Origin of the sequence: Mycoplasmopsis caviae (assembly GCF_024498215.1) — a bacterium.
In the GTDB taxonomy this organism is placed as follows: Bacteria; Bacillota_I; Bacilli_A; order Mycoplasmatales; family Metamycoplasmataceae; genus Mycoplasmopsis; species Mycoplasmopsis caviae.
The window spans coordinates 735346-753454 of sequence record NZ_CP101806.1; the positions used below are offsets into that span (position 1 = coordinate 735346).

Sequence of the window (18109 nt, forward strand, 5' to 3'; positions counted from 1 at the left end):
AATAAAAAAGGTTTCAAAAGTATTGAAACACTGAAACAGGTTGTTAAATATTTTATTAATTATTTTTTAATGCAGATTGGCAAATTTAATTCAAATTAAAGTGTTAAATAATGTTTAAAATTGTGCAATTTCATATCATTTTTTATGTTTGTGCATTCTTAATTTTTTGCAATATAAAAAGTTTCTATATAATAAGATAGAAGATTAAAGGACATATAATATTTTGAAGGAAGTATTTTATTTTAATCAAATCTATCTCTCTTAAATATAAAAAATAATTAAGGAATAATAATATATGAAAAAGAAATTAATCTTTAACATTTCTTTGTTATCATTTGCATCATTGCCTCTTTTTACAACAGTTGCAGCAAGTTGTAATTCGAAAAAGGAGGGCTCAGATACAAATATAAATGAAGAAGTGAAGAATTACAGTGTTAAGGCAAATGAAAAAGGTTTAGGATATTTTCCTGAAACTATAAAAAAATTAATTAAAAATAAGACAAACAAGGAACTAATTGATAAAATCAATGAATTTGTTGCAAAAGATCAACAAATTAGTTATGATAGTAACAAAACATACTTATTTAATGAAGACAAAAGCACTTTTGAACTTGATGATTATGATTCTAAATACAATTGCATAATATCAATTAGTGAAAAAGATGCTAAAAGTCTAAAAGTACATAATATAACAATTGATAATATTGGCTACAATAATTTAGAGCATGATGAACATGAGTTTAGTAAACTTGAAAAAGTTTATTTTTGAGATGGTCAACTAATTATTGACGGTTACATCAATGATCCTGAGATTAAGAAAAAAGTTTCTGCTGCTGATCTTTATGAAAAAATTAGCGACAAGACTTTTGAAGAACAAATTCAAATAATTAGAGATATGTGCAAAATTAATGTTGAATTTAAACCAGATGATAATTATGATTACTACAGCGATGTAGCAACACACACACATGAAAAATCATTGCATTATACATTTTCAAGATCAAAAAAAGGTGTTTTTAAACTTGAAAAGGTTTCACGTGATATTCAAGGTTTCGAAATCATTTCAAAAGAATGGGTTGGAATCTATGCAAGTGGTGGACAACGAATATTGAACGAAGACGTTGAGGATCAAAGTGAAAATCACAATTGAACTGGCCAAGATGTTAAGTTAGGTTCATTTACAATTAAACCAGTCGCTAATGATGAAGGTAAAAAAATATCATCAAATAAGTTCAATGAATTACTTAAAAAACATGATGAAGAAAAAAACCATGAACCTGAGGAAATTATTAAATTTATTAAAAAATATATAAACATCCAAGGCGAATTTAAAAGTGATGACATATATGAATATGCATTTAATGTTAAAACTTCTCACACACATGGTACATCAAACTTTCATTTTTACGCTTACTACCGTGAAAAAGGTAAAAATCAAAAATGAAAAGAAGCCTCGGTTGTTGTAAATGGGTGAAATAGTCAATAACATATTTGAATAATAAGTCTATAAAACAATCGTTTTAGAAAAAATGACTCATTCAACAAAAAGGGTTTATCTTTTTTTGTCTTCTTTACAATATGATTAAAATTTGTTTTTTTAGTTGGTAAATAAAATAATTTTTTTGGTTGTTCGTTAATTAATAAGACAAAAGAATATTTTTTACTAAACATAAATTATGTTTATTGTGCAACGCATTATCATATTTACCTATAAAGTAATAATAAATGTAATACTATTTACTTATAAATAATTGACAACTAATTTGGTAAAAGTGAGCCTTTTTTCTTAATTTTTTCCATTTTTGAATAATTATTTCTCAAAGTAACGAGTTTTAATTGAAAGGATATAACCAATTATGAAAAACAAAAATGTTGAAATTAAAAATAAAGACAAAGAACTAAAAGAAGCATTAGATGAAATTACTAAGAAATTCGGCTCTGAGGCAATTATGCTTTTTGGTGAAAATGGAGTTGATGAAAAAGTAGAAACCTTTCCAAGTGGTTCATATTTATTAGATGGCGCATTAGGTATTGATGGCTATCCAAAAGGAAGAATTATTGAAATTTATGGACCTGAGAGCAGTGGCAAAACTACTCTTTGTTTACATGCGATTGCCGAAATTCAAAAACAAGGTGGCATTGCAGCTTATATTGATGCAGAGCACTCACTTGATCCAAATTATGCACGTAATTTAGGAATTAATTTAGATAGTTTAATACTATCTCAACCTGATAGTGGTGAACAAGCTTTGCAAATTGTTGATATTTTAGCTAAAAGCGGTTCAATTGATTTAATTGTTGTTGATAGTGTAGCAGCACTAGTTCCTGAAGTTGAGTTAAATGGAACAATGAGTGATTCATCTGTTGGGGCTCAAGCTCTCCTAATGGCAAAAGGATTGAGAAAAATCACAGCAAATTTAAACAAAAATAAAACAGCGATTATTTTTGTTAATCAAATAAGAGAAAAAATTGGAGTTTTATTTGGTAACCCTGAAACAACAACAGGTGGTAGAGCACTTAAATTCTTCTCATCAATTAGAATTGAAGTTCGTAAAACTGCTTCAATTGTTGAAGGCAAAGATATAACAGGTAACGAAATTAAGATAAAAATTGCTAAAAACAAATTAGCAGCACCATATAAATCATTTACAACTCAAATAATTTTTTCAAAAGGTATTGATAAACTTGGAGAACTAATTAATTTAGCAGTTGACGCGGGTGTTATTGAGAAAAAAGGCGCTTGATTTGCGTACCAAGACAAAAATATAGCACAAGGTAAAAAAGCACTTAAAGATATGCTACTTGAGAACCCAGAATTTAAGGCAGAAATCGAAAAACAAGTTTTAAACGTAGACAAGAACGATTAGCAAATTTTACTAAAGTCCTATTTTATAGGGCTTTTGTTTTTTGCTAACTAGAAAGCAATGAGTTTAGTAGTCAATTTAGGTATTTTGACAATATGAAGACCTAGTTATTTAATTTTAAATTAACAATTGTAAGTTTTAAAACAAATTGAGCTCTTTTTTGTGTTTAATTCCAAAACAAAATGAGATCCTATAAGTTCTCCTTTTGTTTTGGAATTAACTATTATTTTTTAAAATAAAAATGGAGAATTTAATTCTCCATTATTGCCTTTTTTATAAACAGTTAGTTAGTTGCTGGCTGTTTTTTCAACTGAATCTAGCAATAATTTATCCCAAGTTTGACGAATCAATTAAAAAGGAGTATTAAAAATGACTAATACGCCTTATTTATAGGTGTATTGGTCATTTTTACAATTTTAGCCATGTGTTATAATACCCTCAATTTCATCGACTTTTCCCATCAGTGGAAGTCTTTCAATATTTAATTTTTCAATTAATTCAAGGTATTCAATTGGTTCATCAGTTCTCATAAAATACTCTGTATCATTCTCATAATCTTTAAAGGTTATTAGTTCAACTTCTCTAATACTGTTGAGTATTTTTTCAGTAGTAAATTTGTGATCATCTTCAACTATTGAGTCAATAGTGAATTCTAGAAATCTTTGGAGTACAAGGGCTAAATAACAAATAAGAAAATGCCGCTTCAATTGTCTTCCTTTTTGATAGATAAACAGGTCTAACCTCAAATGATGTTTTTAACATTCTAAACGAATCTTCAATCTTTCAAAGTTTTCGATATGTTGAAATAATTCTATCAGTCTTCATTTCCATATCGTTTGTGAATATTCCATAAAATCCATCTCATTTTGCATCATCTTCAATTTTTGTTGTCTTTATCGTTACTTCTTTAACATTATAATCGAGATACTTTCTACCGCCTCTACTTAATTCTGAGCGAGCTTTTGAAGCATTGTTTTGAACACCTTTTAAAGCTTTTTCAATAAGTCTTTTGCGGTCGCTCTCATCCTTTTTTCTTCTATTTTCACTGAAAGAAAGAACAAGTCTACCATCAATTATATATTTCTCATCATCTTCATTTTTTACAAATTTTGTATCTTTACGATCTCTAATAAAGTAGTTTTCAGTTATTTTATCATATGAATCTAAGTCAAGTATTTCAGAGGCAATTTTGCCTTTTGCTCTAATTTTTCTGCCATTATAAATTTAAAACCATTGTCAATTATCGACTGTAAATTAGGCCCAGAATTAAGTCCTCTATCAGCAACTATCGTTACATTTTCGATTCCTAAATTTTCCTTAACTTCCTGTATAAAAGGGATAAAAGTCTTAAAATCGCTTGTATTTCCAGGAAAAAGTTTGTAACTTATTGGTATTCCATTTGCATCAATCATCAAACCTAATACCACTTGTGTTTGATTAACTTTTAAATCCTTTGAAAAACCAAAGATTCTAAAATCATCTGCTGTGAAACTTTCAAAATAAACTGTTGTAACATCGTAGAAAGCCTCTTCTAGATTTCTGTCCATTAATTCTGATAATCTATTGTTTAAATGTTTAATAATATCTAATCTTTCATCGCATAAAATTTCCAATGCTCTGTAATGAGATTTCAACGTGTCGTCATTCTCTATTAAATATGAATCATAAGATTGAACTGTTCTTAGTTTTGATGAAGGTTTTAAAATTCTTAAAAAAGTTAGGTTCTCAACAATATTATTTAAATCATATCTGAAAAGAAATTCTTTACTTTTTAAATCAAAATATTCATCAAGTTTTAGTTTTTTGTAAATCGTTTTGTAAAGTAAATTACCATATTTTTTTCTAACTATTTTTTTACTTTTTTCAGCCTTTTCTTCATATGTTAATTTGTCTTTGAATTCATTCCTTTCATTGAATTCTGTGTCAAATAAAGCATCAATAGATTTGTGAACTCTATACTTCAATAATTCATTATCTCTCGCTTCATTTCTCAAACCTTGATATTTATTTTTTAAATCCTCTAAAATGTTAGGATTTTCTTCTTGCAGTTTTGATAAAAGACCAAGTTTTTCAATAACCACTTGCTTTGTTTTATTTGTTCCTTTTATTCTAACTGAATGGCAAATTTGAACATATTCTTTGCCTGCTACTTTTGAAACTTTTACATACATAATTATATTATAACATATTATAACACAAAATAAGAAAAAATGAAAAAAATTTCATATACTTTAGTATATGAAGTGTTCATTTTTATTTTTGATTCGTCAAACTTGGGAGTTTAGTAGTCAATTTAGGTATTTTGACAATATGAAGACCTAGTTATTTAATTTTAAATTAACAATTGTAAGTTTTAAAACAAATTGAGCTCTTTTTGTGTTTAATTCCAAAACAAAATGAGCACCTATAAGTTCTCCTTTTGTTTTGGAATTAACTATTATTTTTAAAATAAAAATGGAGAATTTAATTCTCCATTATTGCCTTTTTTATAAACAGTTAGTTAGTTGCTGGCTGTTTTTTCAACTGAATCTAGCAATAATTTATAGTTATCGCTTAATGATTTATAAATTAATTCTGCCATATTTAGATTTTCTTTAAGGAGTTCATTTGAGCAATTAGAAGTATTGCTAATGTCATCAATTAACTTTCGTAGGTAAGGTAAAAAGTCTTTACTTGCTTTTGTGACTCGATATAAGCATTCTGATCTTTTGTCATCATAGAACAAATGAAATGTTTTACAAAATTTTTGAAACTCAGTTAACTCATCATCACGTAATATTCTTGCTTTGAATAGTTTATTATTGATAATGAAGAAATACTCATTATTTGAATTATGAACGAATCTCAATTCCACACCGTTTTGTATAATTTTGTACTTGTTATCATCTGTAACCGGTATATAAAATTTATTTTGAAATTGAATAACACCATTGTTGAATTTTCTATCAATTGATAGATATAACTTTGTATCCATTTCATCTTTTGGTTTTATAAAGAAATTTAATTTATCACCTATTTTTTATTGAAATGTTCATTATATTTATTAATGATCAAGAGAGCATTTTCATTAATTTGATCAATAGTTTTTATATTATTATCACGTAAAAAATTATTAACCAAGGTTGTAAAGTTCTGTTTGTTCGCTCCACATCTAGTTTAAATTCGCCGTAACTTGCAGACGATACTTCAGTACCTTTTTTATGATTTGTCGTGCTAATTCAGTATCATTCCTTTTGTAAGAAAAGCACGTTCTTTTATCTGTTCTAACAGACATTGGAATCCCAAAAGCCCTATAAAGAAGTTCAAAAGTTTCATATAACCTATTGTTGTTTCTTCTTTCTCAGCATATATTGAGACCAACATTTTGGAAGATGTTTCTACAATTGTATATATATGAAAATTGTCTAATTCTTTAATTCACGCTTCATAACAAGCGTCTGCTTGCACTTGTTCACCAAATTCAAATTTAACTGAATTCATTGTTCTTGGTAACCTTTTAACATTCTCCATATTATCAATTGATTTAATCTTTATATAAAGCTGTTTTTTGTTTATATTTTTATCTTCTGTTTTTGTTAATGCAATTAAATAATTTCTAACATTTCTCCTTGTTTTCTTATGTTGTGTAGGTTTAACATAGCCTGTCATATTACATTTATTTATGAATGTTGTAAGGCACATTTTTTCTTTAAGTTTATCTTCGTCTTTATTTTTAAAAAATGATTAAAAGGTACAGAAAACTTATTTTCGTCCCTATCTTTAAAATATTCTTTGTCCTTTAATTTCATATTTGTAATTGCCTTTTCTATTTCATTGTTAAAATCTTTTTCTGCATTTTTGTTGTTTAAATTTCCATGTGAATACATTACAATTGATGTTGCATTTTCCTTTTCACACTCTCTAATTTGTTTAATGTATCTTCTAATAGTTGAATAAGAAATTCCGCTCGATCCATCTCCAATCAAAGAATGAATTCTTCTTGCAGTAAAGCCTTTTTTAAATAGAAAACAATTTTTTCAATATTAATTTTTTATTTAATTCATATTCAGTTGAATCTCTGTGATTAGTATTAAATGATTTTTTCATATGGATATTTATAAATATAAAAAATAAGGCACTAAATTATAAAATTAACTTTTTGATACCTTATCTTTTGTGTCTTTATTCATAAAATAATCTAATGAAAAATTACCACAAAGTGTTCAAATTGTTTTGGAATTTAAAGAGCTCAATTTGTTTTGGAATTCACAAAGACCTAGTTATTTAATTTTAAATTAACACTACAATTTATATTATAATAATCATACTTAAAGTTTGATTTAATCAAGTAGAATGGGGTCATTTAAAAATGACAAATGAAAATAAGACTCTAAATATACTTTTTATTGGAGATATTTTTTCAGACTCAGGAATTGAAATAGTTGAAGAACTATTACCTTCCTTAATTAATGAACACAAAATTGATGTTGTTATTGCTCAAGGCGAAAATGTATCAGGTAGAAAAGGGTTAATTAAAAAAGATTATCTAAGACTTAAAAGAGCGGGAGTTGACATCTTTACAATAGGAAATCATGTTTGAGCAAAAGATGGTATTTTTTCAATAATTAACAATCCTGAACTTGTTAGACCTGCTAACATTGATGAAGGTTATCCAGGTAGTGGTTCAATAATTTATAAGTGTAAAAACGGTGTTAGTCTAAGAGTTACATCTCTTATGGGAATTACATTTAATAAATTACTTGCTCCTTGAACTCAGGAATATGCTAATAATTTCTTTGACACAATTGATAGTATTCTTGAATATGGTGAGAAAAGTGATTTTCACTTTGTTGACTTTCATGCTGAAACAACTAGTGAAAAATATGTTTTAGGTCTTCATTTAGATGGAAAAGTCGACGGTTTATGTGGGACTCATACTCATGTACAAACAAACGATGCACATATATTACCAAAGGGAACATGCTATATAACAGATGCTGGAATGTGTGGGCCTTTTGATTGTGCTATTGGAGCTAATTTTGAGGAAGTTTATCAAAAAATGAGATACAACAGGAATGTAAAATTTATCCCTTCGAAAAACCGTTGTCAATTTAATGGTGCTGTTTTAAAGTTAAATAGTGATAAAAGCAAAAATGTAATTATTCCAATTAATATTAAACCAAACTAAAATGCAACTTTAGTACAAAAAACGCAGGACTTTTAATGTTCCTGCGTTTTTCTAAAATCACTATTTTATAGCATTTTTGGTTTCCTAATTACTCCTAAGTTCACTCAACATCTTAGAATCAAAAACCTTAACAAATTCAGTAATTAAATCAATTGTTGCTTGGATGTCAACTAATGAACATACACCGATTGGAGAATGTAAATAACGTTGTGGCAATGACAATGTAATTGTTGGAACTCCACCTTTTCCATATTGTAAACTAGCACCATCAGTTCCGCCACCTTCAGCAATATATTTATAAACTGGTATGTTGTGTTTTTTAGCTAATTTAACTAACATATTAATTAATTTTGGATCTGTAATTACTGCGCCATCTTGAATTAAGAGTGCAACACCTTTGCCTAATACTGGTGTACCTTTTATGCAACCTGTTGTGTCATGACTTGCACCTGTATCAATAGCAAAAGCAACATCAGGATTGATAAGTGAAACAGATGTCTTAGCACCTCTTGTTCCAATTTCTTCTTGGACTGTACCAACAATATATGTTTCATTTGGTAATTCTAAATCTTTAATATTATTAGCTAAAAAATCAATAACCGTAACACCTGCTCTATTGTCCATTGCTTTACCAGCTATCAAATTATTAGGCATATCAATTGGCTCACCTGACATATAAACTCTATCGCCAACTTCAATACCTCATTTTTCAGCTTCTTCTTTTGAATTAAAACCACAATCTATGAATAATTCTTTTGTTGTTGGAACTTTTGAACGTTTTTCAGCCTCCATAATATGAATTGATGTATGGCCAAAAATACCAAAAATTTCTTTATTATCTCGGTTAGTCACAACTCTGCACTTTGTTCCGATAACAGCAGCAGGCCATACGCCACCAACAACTGAAACAAGTAAATTGCCATTAGCCTCAATTGATCTAACTAAATAACCAACTTCATCCATATGAGCTGCAATCATAACTTTTGGTGCATTTTTTACCTTGGTCTTATTTTTAATAATTAATGATCCAAAATTATCTCTTGAATACTCAAAATTTGCCGATGCTGTGTTTTTCTTTAGTGCTTCTACAACAGGTTCCTCATATCTACTCATAGCTTCGATTGCCATATATTCTTTTAATCTTTTTGCAATTTTTTCGTATTTTGCCATTTCTTCTCCTTTAAATTCTTATATGAATTATATAACTAATTGTCAAATGAATTTATGATTAAACTAATTTTAGTTTTGAAACAATTATATTTAAGCACAATTAAGTACCTAAGTGTTAAAATAATAATTTTCTTCATTTATTGCTTTTCCTAAAAACCTATAAAACAGGTTTTTTGGAAAATTAAAACAATTTAATAATATTTCGTTATTTTCCTAGAAACTAGAAATCTGCTTACTTTTATTAGGAAACAAATTTAAGATCATTCTCAACATCTAATAAAAAAATTGAAATGGGGAGCATTATTTGTAATAAAAAAGTTTAACAGATGTTACTATATGGCTAAAATTTCAGCAAGTTTTTCAATGTAATTTAATAATTTAGTATTTCTTCAATCAACACCATTGGACGATTGTTTTTTAAATGATTTTAGATAGTTGATAATTTGATTATATGAATATTTTTCAATTAGGTTCAGCCTTGTTAATTCGTTCTTAACTCTCATTGAAATTATCAATGAAATGTAATTAATAAACTCTGTTGTATATAAGTCTATATTCAGAATGAACTCCTGTTTTTGGTAATTCTAAAATGTTCTTATAAAATCTAAACATTTCTTCTATTTCTCATCTTTGAGAATATATTGTGTAGACATCTTCAAGTGATAGTTTGCTGTTAGATTCAAAGATTATTGTACCTAGATTTATAGTTTCATCATTAAATTTTTGAAATTCAAAATTATTCTTCTTTTGTGACATTTTAAAAAGCACTTTTCTTTCATTCGCTTCTATATCTAAATCTTTAATTGTGTAATAGTATTTATTTCCTATATTAGTAATTTTTCCAAGTAAATTTCTATCTTTTATCATTAATGGAATCAAATTATCCATTAAATTATTTGCTGAAATTAGTTTTGAAGAACGTTTAATTGGAAATAAATATCTCATTTTTTGTGTTCTTCAATCTTCTTAATTATCTTAGAATTCCAATAACCTTTATCCCCAACTATTAACTCATCATTTTTAATTATATTTTCCAAATAGTCTTCAAATATAGTGCAATCCAACATATTTCCAGCATATGGTCTACCATAGATTGGTTCTTTTGTTTTTAAATCGTATGTATACAAAAGTGTAAAATCTTTACTACCTTTTATTTTTCCTTTTCTTGTTCATTTAGAAAAAACAGAATCATCAGAATTGTATGATTTTAATGTACCATCAATAATTTGAATAGATTTTTAAACTGGTTAATTCTATCAACCATGAAATTCTCAATTTTTGCATAATCTCTTCCGACTCTTTCAAAAAAATCAGGCATCATGGATTCACTTAAACCAACATTTTTAAATAATTCCGATAGGAAAGAAGTTTCATAATAAAATTTTAAATCTCTGTTTGTGGCCTTTGGATAAGCACATCGAATTAATGATATTAAATAAATTTTCTTAGCTGTCAATTCATCAAAATGTTTTTGTGATTGTTCGTATATGTTTTTGCCATGTTTTTGAAAAATTGCAACATTTCCATAGTCCTTTATTGTTGTTACTACCTTCTTATTGTTTTTCATGTATTTTGGTTCTTTTAATGCTATATATTTGCCGTTCTCTATTCTTCCAATAACCGCAATATTGTAGGGAATAGCTTTTCCGTTAACATATTTTGAACTTCTCTTAACAACTGAATAAATTCCAAAACTGTTTCTTACAATCGTTCCTTTTGGTCTCTCAATCGATAATATTTCTTTTGGTATTGCCATCTTTAATTTCCTTTTTTATATAGTAATGTTACTATATATTATATCAAAAACTAAATAAAAAAACAAGGAAATTTTTGATTATTTCACTTTGTTTTTTTACTATTTTGTAGGTTTTGTAACTGAAATTGGTGAAAATAGGTAATTATTTAAAATTTATATAGTAACACTAGCTAAAACTTTATTATTGTAAGTTTTAAAACAAATTGAGCTCTTTTTTGTGTTTAATTCCAAAACAAAATGAGACCCTATAAGTTCTCCTTTTGTTTTGGAATTAACTATTATTTTTAAAATAAAAATGGAGAATTAAATTCTCCATTATTGCCTTATTTTTTATAAACAGTTAGTTAGTTGCTGGCTGTTTTTTCAACTGAATCTAGCAATAATTTATAGTTATCGCTTAATGATTTATAAATTAATTCTGCCATATTTAGATTTTCTTTAAGGAGTTCATTTGAGCAATTAGAAGTATTGCTAATGTCATCAATTAACTTTCGTAGGTAAGGTAAAAAGTCTTTACTTGCTTTTGTGACCTGATATAAGCATTCTGATCTTTTGTCATCATAGAACAAATGAAATGTTTTACAAAATTTTTGAAACTCAGTTAACTCATCATCACGTAATATTCTTGCTTTGAATAGTTTATTGTTGATAATGAAGAAATACTCATTATTTGAATTATGAACGAATCTCAATTCCACACCGTTTTGTATAATTTTGTACTTGTTATCATCTGTAACCGGTATATAAAATTTATTTTGAAATTGAATAACACCATTGTTGAATTTTCTATCAATTGATAGATATAACTTTGTATCCATTTCATCTTTTGGTTTTATAAAGAAATTTAATTTATCACCTATTTTTTATTGAAATGTTCATTATATTTATTAATGATCAAGAGAGCATTTTCATTAATTTGATCAATAGTTTTTATATTATTATCACGTAAAAAATTATTAACCAAGGTTGTAAAGTTCTGTTTGTTCGCTCCACATCTGGTTTAAATTCGCCATAACTTGCAGACGATACTTCAGTACCTTTTTTATGATTTGTCGTGCTAATTCAGTATCATTCCCTTTGTAAGAAAAGCACGTTCTTTTATCTGTTCTAACAGACATTGGAATCCCAAAAGCCCTATAAAGAAGTTCAAAAAGTTTCATATAACCTGTTGTTGTTTCTTCTTTCTCAGCATATATTGAGACCAGCATTTTGGAAGATGTTTCTACAATTGTATATATATGAAAATTGTCTAATTCTTTAATTCACGCTTCATAACAAGCGTCTGCTTGCACTTGTTCACCAAATTCAAATTTAACTGAATTCATTGTTCTTGGTAACCTTTTAACATTCTCCATATTATCAATTGATTTAATCTTTATATAAAGGCTGTTTTTTGTTTATATTTTTATCTTCTGTTTTTGTTAATGCAATTAAATAATTTCTAACATTTCTCCTTGTTTTCTTATGTTGTGTAGGTTTAACATAGCCTGTCATATTACATTTATTTATGAATGTTGTAAGGCACATTTTTTCTTTAAGTTTATCTTCGTCTTTATTTTTAAAAAATGATTAAAAGGTACAGAAAACTTATTTTCGTCCCTATCTTTAAAATATTCTTTGTCCTTTAATTTCATATTTGTAATTGCCTTTTCTATTTCATTGTTAAAATCTTTTTCTGCATTTTTGTTGTTTAAATTTCCATGTGAATACATTACAATTGATGTTGCATTTTCCTTTTCACACTCTCTAATTTGTTTAATGTATCTTCTAATAGTTGAATAAGAAATTCCGCTCGATCCATCTCCAATCAAAGAATGAATTCTTCTTGCAGTAAAGCCTTTTTTTAAATAGAAAACAATTTTTTCAATATTAATTTTTTTATTTAATTCATATTCAGTTGAATCTCTGTGATTAGTATTAAATGATTTTTTCATATGGATATTTATAAATATAAAAAAATAAGGCACTAAATTATAAAATTAACTTTTTTGATACCTTATCTTTTGTGTCTTTATTCATAAAATAATCTAATGAAAAATTACCACAAAGTGTTCAAATTGTTTTGGAATTTAAAGAGCTCAATTTGTTTTGGAATTCACACAACATCTAATAAAAAAATTGAAATGGGGAGCATTATTATTTTAATTTGCTATAATAAATTGTATTTATTATATTGCGAAAGGAGGTGTTATGAAAAAGGCAAACAAAAACAAAAAAACAAACGAGAATTTATCAATAAAAAATAGGCTTGTTGAGGCTGCAAATATTAATCAGAATGAACTTTGTGAAAAATACAACTCAACTCCAAAAGGCATTATTAATGAAGAATTTATTGAACAAAATAGAGAAAAATTTGGTACTAATAAACTTAGTAAAAAGAAAAAGGGCGGAGTTTTAAGGCGAATATGAGATAGTTTTTTTAACCCTTTTTCTCTTATTTTAATTCTGCTATCGATTGTTTCACTTGTTACAGATATAATACTTCCTTTAACTAAGAGCGAAAGTGCAGAACCTTGAACTGTAATAATAATTATAACAATGGTTTTAATCAGCGGGATACTGCACTTTGTTGAAGAAACACGCAGTAGTGCAAGTGCTGAAAAATTGGTTAAAATGGTACAAACTACTACAAGAGTTGAACGCAATGGAATAGCTTATGAAATCCCACTTGAAGAAGTTGTGGTTGGTGACATTATTGTTTTGGCAGCTGGTGATATTATCCCTGCTGACGTGCGAATTCTTAGTGCAACCGACCTATTCGTTTCACAATCACAATTAACAGGTGAAAGTGACTCGATTGAAAAGTTTCCTAATTTGGTTGCTAATTATGAATATGACAATGTAACTGATTATCATAATTTAGCTTTCATGGGTTCAAACATCATTTCTGGATCAGCAAAAGCAATGGTTGTTGTTACAGGTAATCAGACATTTTTAGGTCAAATTGCTCAAAAAGTTAATGAGAAAGCAACCAAAACTGACTTTGAAAAAGGAATTAAAGCAATTAGCTGACTATTAATTAGAATAATGCTTGTTGCTGTGCCTCTTGTTTTAATTATCACTGGTACAAGAGCATCAATTGCAGGGGAACATCACAAGTGAGTTGATGCACTATTGTTTGCTATTTCAGTAGCAATTGGACTTACACCTGAAATGCTTCCTATGATTATTACCAGTACTCTTGCAAAGGGTGCTATGAGTATGTCCAAAAAACGAACTATTGTTAAGAGTTTAAATTCAATACAAAACTTTGGAGCTATGGATGTTTTTTGTACTGATAAAACAGGAACTTTAACCTTAGATCAAGTTGTACTTGAGCGTCATCTTGATGTTAGAGGACTTGAAAATCTAAAAGTTCTAAAATATGGCTTTTTAAATAGTTATTATCAAACTGGGCTTAAAAATTTGCTTGATATTTCAATTATTAATAAAACAGATGAGTTAAGTGATATTGAAAATGAACTTCGTAGCCTTGAAAATATTTACAAAAAAGTTGATGAAATACCTTTTGACTTTGTTAGAAAAAGAATGTCAGTTGTTGTTAAAAGTATTAAAAGTGGAAAAACACAATTGATTACAAAGGGTGCTGTAGAAGAGATTTTATCTATTTGTTCGAAATTAGAGTACAATGATGAAGTTGTTGACCTTGATGACAAAATGATCCAGAAGGTTTTGATGCAAGTTGATAAATTAAATGATCAAGGTATGCGTGTAATTGCTGTTGCTCGTAAGAGTAATCCGGGTCAGGTAGGCAAATTTGGTGTTGGAGATGAAAAAGATATGATCCTAATTGGCTATCTCGCTTTCTTAGATCCACCGAAAGAGTCAACTAAAAGTGCAATTGAAAATTTGCACAATTTAGGTGTTGATGTCAAAATTTTAACTGGTGATAATGCTAGAGTAACCAAAGCAATTTGTTCACAAGTTGGTATACCAAGTGAAAAAATTATGCTAGGAAAGGATTTAATTGACCTAAGTGACCAAGAATTGCAAAAGGTTGCTAATGAATATAATATTTATGCAAAGCTAAGTCCCGATCAAAAAGCAAGAGTTATAAGCGCTCTGAGAAATAATGGTCATGCTGTAGGGTACATGGGTGATGGTATTAATGATGCTCCTGCTATGAAAGTTGCTGATGTTTCAATTTCAGTTGATACGGCAGTTGATATAGCAAAGGAGAGTGCTAATATTATTCTTCTAGAAAAGGACTTGAATGTTTTAGCCACTGGAATTGTTGAAGGTCGTAAAACATATGCTAATATGAATAAATATGTGAAAATGACTGTAAGCAGTAATTTTGGAAATATTATAAGTATGATACTAGCATCAATTCTAATTCCTTTTGTGCCACTTATGGCAATTCAAGTTTTATTCTTAAACTTAATTTATGATTTTGCCTGTGGAACAATTCCATGAGATAGAGTTGATAGTGAACTAATAACGAAACCTCGAAAATGAAATGCTAAAAGTATTTTAAGGTTTATGCTCTGATTTGGGCCAGTTTCTTCCTTTGTTGATATCCTAGCTTTTATATTACTTTACTATGTGTTTATTCCTTATGCGCATCCAAATGTTGCCAAAAATTCAGAAGATTTTAAGATGCTTTTTTGAACAGGTTGATTCATAATTTCTATGTGAACACAAAGTTTAATTATTCATTTTATTAGAACAGAAAAAGTGCCTTTTATTCAATCACGTCCTGCATTTATATTACTATTTTTCTCAATATTTGGAAGTATATTAATTACAATAACTCCTTATATACCGGGTCTTAATACTGCACTAAAAGTAGCTCAACTTAATCCTTGATATTTTGTGCTTTTAATAGCCTCAATAATACTTTACATTCTTCTTGTTTTAATTGTCAAGAGAATATACATTAAGAAATATAAGGAACTATTGTAGTTTTCAAAAAGCCTATAAAACAGCCGAATTCAAAAAAACGGGTCTATCCCGTTTTTGATTATGCTTAATATACACAGAAGGTCAATAGCTTATTTGATAGTGACCTTATGCTTGTTGATTGTGCTTGAATAATATCTAAAATTTGGATAATAATATTCACCTAATTGATAGAATCCTTCTGAGTGATCCATATGAAAGTAGTGGCATAGTTCATGAACTATTACATAATCAATATATTTAGGATCAAGAGCAACTAAAAAAAGCGAATAACTTAATTTACTAAATGTTTGATACTTTTTAAAGTGTGTTCCCCACGCACTTTTCTTTTTTCTTATATAAAAATAAGGATTATTAATTTTCATTAAAGCACTATAAACAAGTTGTTTTTTAGAAATATATTCTTCTAAAAAAGTACTTAGTATTTTTTCAAAAACATTGGTCCTTTTCTTCTGGTCACTTGCACATTTAATTGAACATCTTATTGTTAGGATATTATTATCTTTATCATAAATAGCATCACTTGTGTCTCGATAGTGAAAACTCCATTTTAAAAGTGTTGACTTACCAAAAAAAATAATTGTGTGTTCAGCGACATCACTTGAAAGAATTAAATTGCTTGAGTTCTCAACTTTCTTGTTTGCTTTTTTAAACACTTTTAAAACAAGACTTTCAAGATTGTGAAAATTATAGTCTGCTTCACTTATGTGTCTAAAACACTTAATGCTAAATTTCTTAGCTTCAGAGTCATAGTGAACAATAATGTTAGTACAACGAGAATTTACTTTGGAATAAATAGGATATGAAACATTATCAATAACAATATTTTTGATTAGGTTCTCGTTATTTTTTCTTTGATTCATTTTTACTACTTAAAATTTTTCCAAAGCGTTTAATATCTTTTAGTGACGCGTTACGATTTGAGTTAACTGACTCATTAATTAATAATAACTCATCCTTAGTTAAGTCGCGATCTTCACTCATATCTTTTGCAACATCATCTAACAAGTTGGCCACTTGATCCTCTGTAGTAACTAATGCTCATGATTCTAAGTTATTGATATTAAAACTTGAGCCTGTTGGCAAAATAACCAAAGAGAAAACAGGAAAGTTAAAGCCACACATTTTGTAAAAGTGTTGTATGTGCTTAAAATTTTGAATAAGTGGGTTTTTGAATTTTAAGATCTTGTTGCCTTTTGTTTTAAGTTCTAACTCAACAGCACTAGCATCACCGCTTAGTTGTCCAACAAAATATTTAACTTCTATAATAAAAACTGCTTTATTGCTAATTAAAATTCCATCAAGTTCAAACATTTGACTTTGACCATATTTAAATAAGCCACCATTTAGATATTTATAATTTTTATCCTTGGCTATAGTTAGCAATTTGTTTCGTACTTTTGCTTCAAATCGAAAACCAATTGAATTATTTTTTTTACTTTTAATATGTTTGATAATCAAAAAACTTAACACTAGCGCAATAATAACTAGTGTTAATGGAATTCCAATTGACATTCCTATTATCATTTCAGTGCTTGGTTTAACCATATACATAATTATATTTAAAATTAAAATTAATATAGCAAATTAATAATATAATTAAGAAATTCCAAGGAGGTTAAAAATGAGTGCAAAAAAGATTATTTCTATTTTAGGTTCAGTAAACCAAGATAGTTTAAGCAATAAGATAAATAATTTAGTAACAAGTAGATTATTCAAAAAATATCCAAATAGTGAAATAACATTATTAAATTTAGCAAATTCACCTTTTAGCAAGCTAATGCTCAATGGCAAAGACACAAATTCTTTTTGAGAAGATACAGAGGCTAAAATGTGAATTGAGCGACTAAAAGAAGCAGACTACGTAGTTATAAATAGTCCAATGATTAATTTTAATTATAGTGTGTTAGTTAAAAACTTTATTGATGCAATTTGTATTGATGACCACTCCTTTAGTTACAAATATAGTAAGCAAAATGGTTCAGTTGGTTTATTAAACAAAATGAAGGTTATATTAATTGGAACTCAAGGAGCTCCAAAAGGATGATACACATTTGGAGACCATCTAAAAATGCTTGAAGGCACTTTTGGGTTTCTTGGAGCAAATAAAATTAAAAGTTTGCTTGTTGCTGGAACTAAGACAGCACCACTTAAAGATATGAGCCATGATGAGATAATTGCAAAATATGATGATGAAATTAACTCACTAATTGAACTATAAAACAGGATTTTTGGTCAAAATTTGAAACA

At 27.8% G+C, this 18109-nt stretch carries 21 protein-coding genes; 5 read left to right on the plus strand and 16 right to left on the minus strand.

All coding sequences use genetic code 4. The features are described 5' to 3' along the window. Positions 1–295 precede the first annotated feature (295 nt). Both NPA07_RS03645 and recA read left to right on the plus strand, forming a co-directional pair. Positions 296–1486: a hypothetical protein gene (locus NPA07_RS03645; protein ID WP_126118475.1), complete on the plus strand. Its 1191-nt coding sequence runs from the start codon at positions 296–298 to the stop codon at positions 1484–1486. 370 nt (positions 1487–1856) lie between these two features. Next, entirely contained in the window at positions 1857–2867 is a 1011-nt protein-coding gene (gene recA / locus NPA07_RS03650) for a recombinase RecA (RefSeq protein WP_256553117.1), read from the plus strand. Positions 2868–3280: 413 nt separating this feature from the next. Here the strand turns inward: recA and NPA07_RS03655 are convergent, their stop codons facing one another. From NPA07_RS03655 to NPA07_RS03675, 5 genes are all read right to left on the minus strand, one after another. Next, positions 3281–3571, minus strand: a complete 291-nt coding sequence (locus NPA07_RS03655) for a hypothetical protein (RefSeq protein ID WP_256553118.1) — start codon at positions 3569–3571, stop codon at positions 3281–3283. Positions 3572–4027: 456 nt separating this feature from the next. Next, positions 4028–5035: an IS1634 family transposase gene (locus tag NPA07_RS03660; protein WP_256553119.1), complete on the minus strand. Its 1008-nt coding sequence runs from the start codon at positions 5033–5035 to the stop codon at positions 4028–4030. A 329-nt stretch (positions 5036–5364) separates the two neighbouring features. Then, complete coding sequence (locus NPA07_RS03665; protein ID WP_256553120.1) at positions 5365–5838, minus strand: hypothetical protein; 474 nt, start codon at positions 5836–5838, stop codon at positions 5365–5367. A 239-nt stretch (positions 5839–6077) separates the two neighbouring features. Beyond that, the gene (locus tag NPA07_RS03670) at positions 6078–6512 is read right to left on the minus strand and encodes a hypothetical protein (protein WP_256553121.1); all 435 of its coding nucleotides are present in this window, start codon (positions 6510–6512) and stop codon (positions 6078–6080) included. Positions 6513–6523: 11 nt separating this feature from the next. Next, a complete protein-coding gene (locus tag NPA07_RS03675; protein ID WP_256553122.1) occupies positions 6524–6829 on the minus strand; it encodes a hypothetical protein in 306 nt (101 codons plus the stop codon). 383 nt (positions 6830–7212) lie between these two features. On the opposite strand from NPA07_RS03675, the gene NPA07_RS03680 reads away from it, so the two are divergent. Beyond that, entirely contained in the window at positions 7213–8031 is an 819-nt protein-coding gene (locus NPA07_RS03680) for a TIGR00282 family metallophosphoesterase (protein WP_126118472.1), read from the plus strand. Positions 8032–8115: 84 nt separating this feature from the next. Here the strand turns inward: NPA07_RS03680 and NPA07_RS03685 are convergent, their stop codons facing one another. From NPA07_RS03685 to NPA07_RS03725, 9 genes are all read right to left on the minus strand, one after another. Further along, a complete protein-coding gene (locus NPA07_RS03685; protein ID WP_126118471.1) occupies positions 8116–9201 on the minus strand; it encodes a M42 family metallopeptidase in 1086 nt (361 codons plus the stop codon). A gap of 332 nt (positions 9202–9533) precedes the next feature. Beyond that, positions 9534–9704: a hypothetical protein gene (locus NPA07_RS03690; protein ID WP_256553123.1), complete on the minus strand. Its 171-nt coding sequence runs from the start codon at positions 9702–9704 to the stop codon at positions 9534–9536. 22 nt (positions 9705–9726) lie between these two features. Next, the gene (locus NPA07_RS03695; protein WP_256553082.1) at positions 9727–10146 is read right to left on the minus strand and encodes a transposase; all 420 of its coding nucleotides are present in this window, start codon (positions 10144–10146) and stop codon (positions 9727–9729) included. Beyond that, positions 10107–10328: a transposase gene (locus NPA07_RS03700; RefSeq protein ID WP_256553124.1), complete on the minus strand. Its 222-nt coding sequence runs from the start codon at positions 10326–10328 to the stop codon at positions 10107–10109. The genes NPA07_RS03695 and NPA07_RS03700 overlap by 40 nt, the downstream gene beginning before the upstream one ends. A gap of 80 nt (positions 10329–10408) precedes the next feature. Next, entirely contained in the window at positions 10409–10957 is a 549-nt protein-coding gene (locus NPA07_RS03705; RefSeq protein ID WP_256553125.1) for a hypothetical protein, read from the minus strand. Between the two features lie 344 nt (positions 10958–11301). Continuing rightward, positions 11302–11775, minus strand: a complete 474-nt coding sequence (locus tag NPA07_RS03710; RefSeq protein WP_256553126.1) for a hypothetical protein — start codon at positions 11773–11775, stop codon at positions 11302–11304. A 138-nt stretch (positions 11776–11913) separates the two neighbouring features. Then, positions 11914–12312, minus strand: coding sequence for a hypothetical protein (locus NPA07_RS03715; protein ID WP_256553127.1), 399 nt, complete (start codon positions 12310–12312; stop codon positions 11914–11916). A gap of 13 nt (positions 12313–12325) precedes the next feature. After that, a complete protein-coding gene (locus NPA07_RS03720; RefSeq protein WP_256553128.1) occupies positions 12326–12451 on the minus strand; it encodes a hypothetical protein in 126 nt (41 codons plus the stop codon). An 11-nt stretch (positions 12452–12462) separates the two neighbouring features. Continuing rightward, positions 12463–12891 (minus strand): hypothetical protein, encoded by a 429-nt coding sequence (locus tag NPA07_RS03725; protein WP_256553129.1) that lies wholly within the window; start codon positions 12889–12891, stop codon positions 12463–12465. 256 nt (positions 12892–13147) lie between these two features. Between NPA07_RS03725 and mgtA the strand changes: the two genes are divergently transcribed. Next, positions 13148–15862: a magnesium-translocating P-type ATPase gene (mgtA, locus tag NPA07_RS03730; protein ID WP_126118468.1), complete on the plus strand. Its 2715-nt coding sequence runs from the start codon at positions 13148–13150 to the stop codon at positions 15860–15862. Between the two features lie 89 nt (positions 15863–15951). Here mgtA and NPA07_RS03735 read toward each other — a convergent pair whose 3' ends face one another. Beyond that, on the minus strand, positions 15952–16722 hold the full coding sequence (locus NPA07_RS03735) for a YgjP-like metallopeptidase domain-containing protein (RefSeq protein ID WP_126118467.1): 771 nt from the start codon (positions 16720–16722) through the stop codon (positions 15952–15954). Continuing rightward, positions 16703–17407 (minus strand): nuclease-related domain-containing protein, encoded by a 705-nt coding sequence (locus tag NPA07_RS03740; protein WP_126118466.1) that lies wholly within the window; start codon positions 17405–17407, stop codon positions 16703–16705. The genes NPA07_RS03735 and NPA07_RS03740 overlap by 20 nt, the downstream gene beginning before the upstream one ends. Before the next feature lie 76 nt (positions 17408–17483). On the opposite strand from NPA07_RS03740, the gene NPA07_RS03745 reads away from it, so the two are divergent. Further along, positions 17484–18080: an FMN-dependent NADH-azoreductase gene (locus tag NPA07_RS03745; protein ID WP_126118465.1), complete on the plus strand. Its 597-nt coding sequence runs from the start codon at positions 17484–17486 to the stop codon at positions 18078–18080. Positions 18081–18109 lie beyond the last annotated feature (29 nt).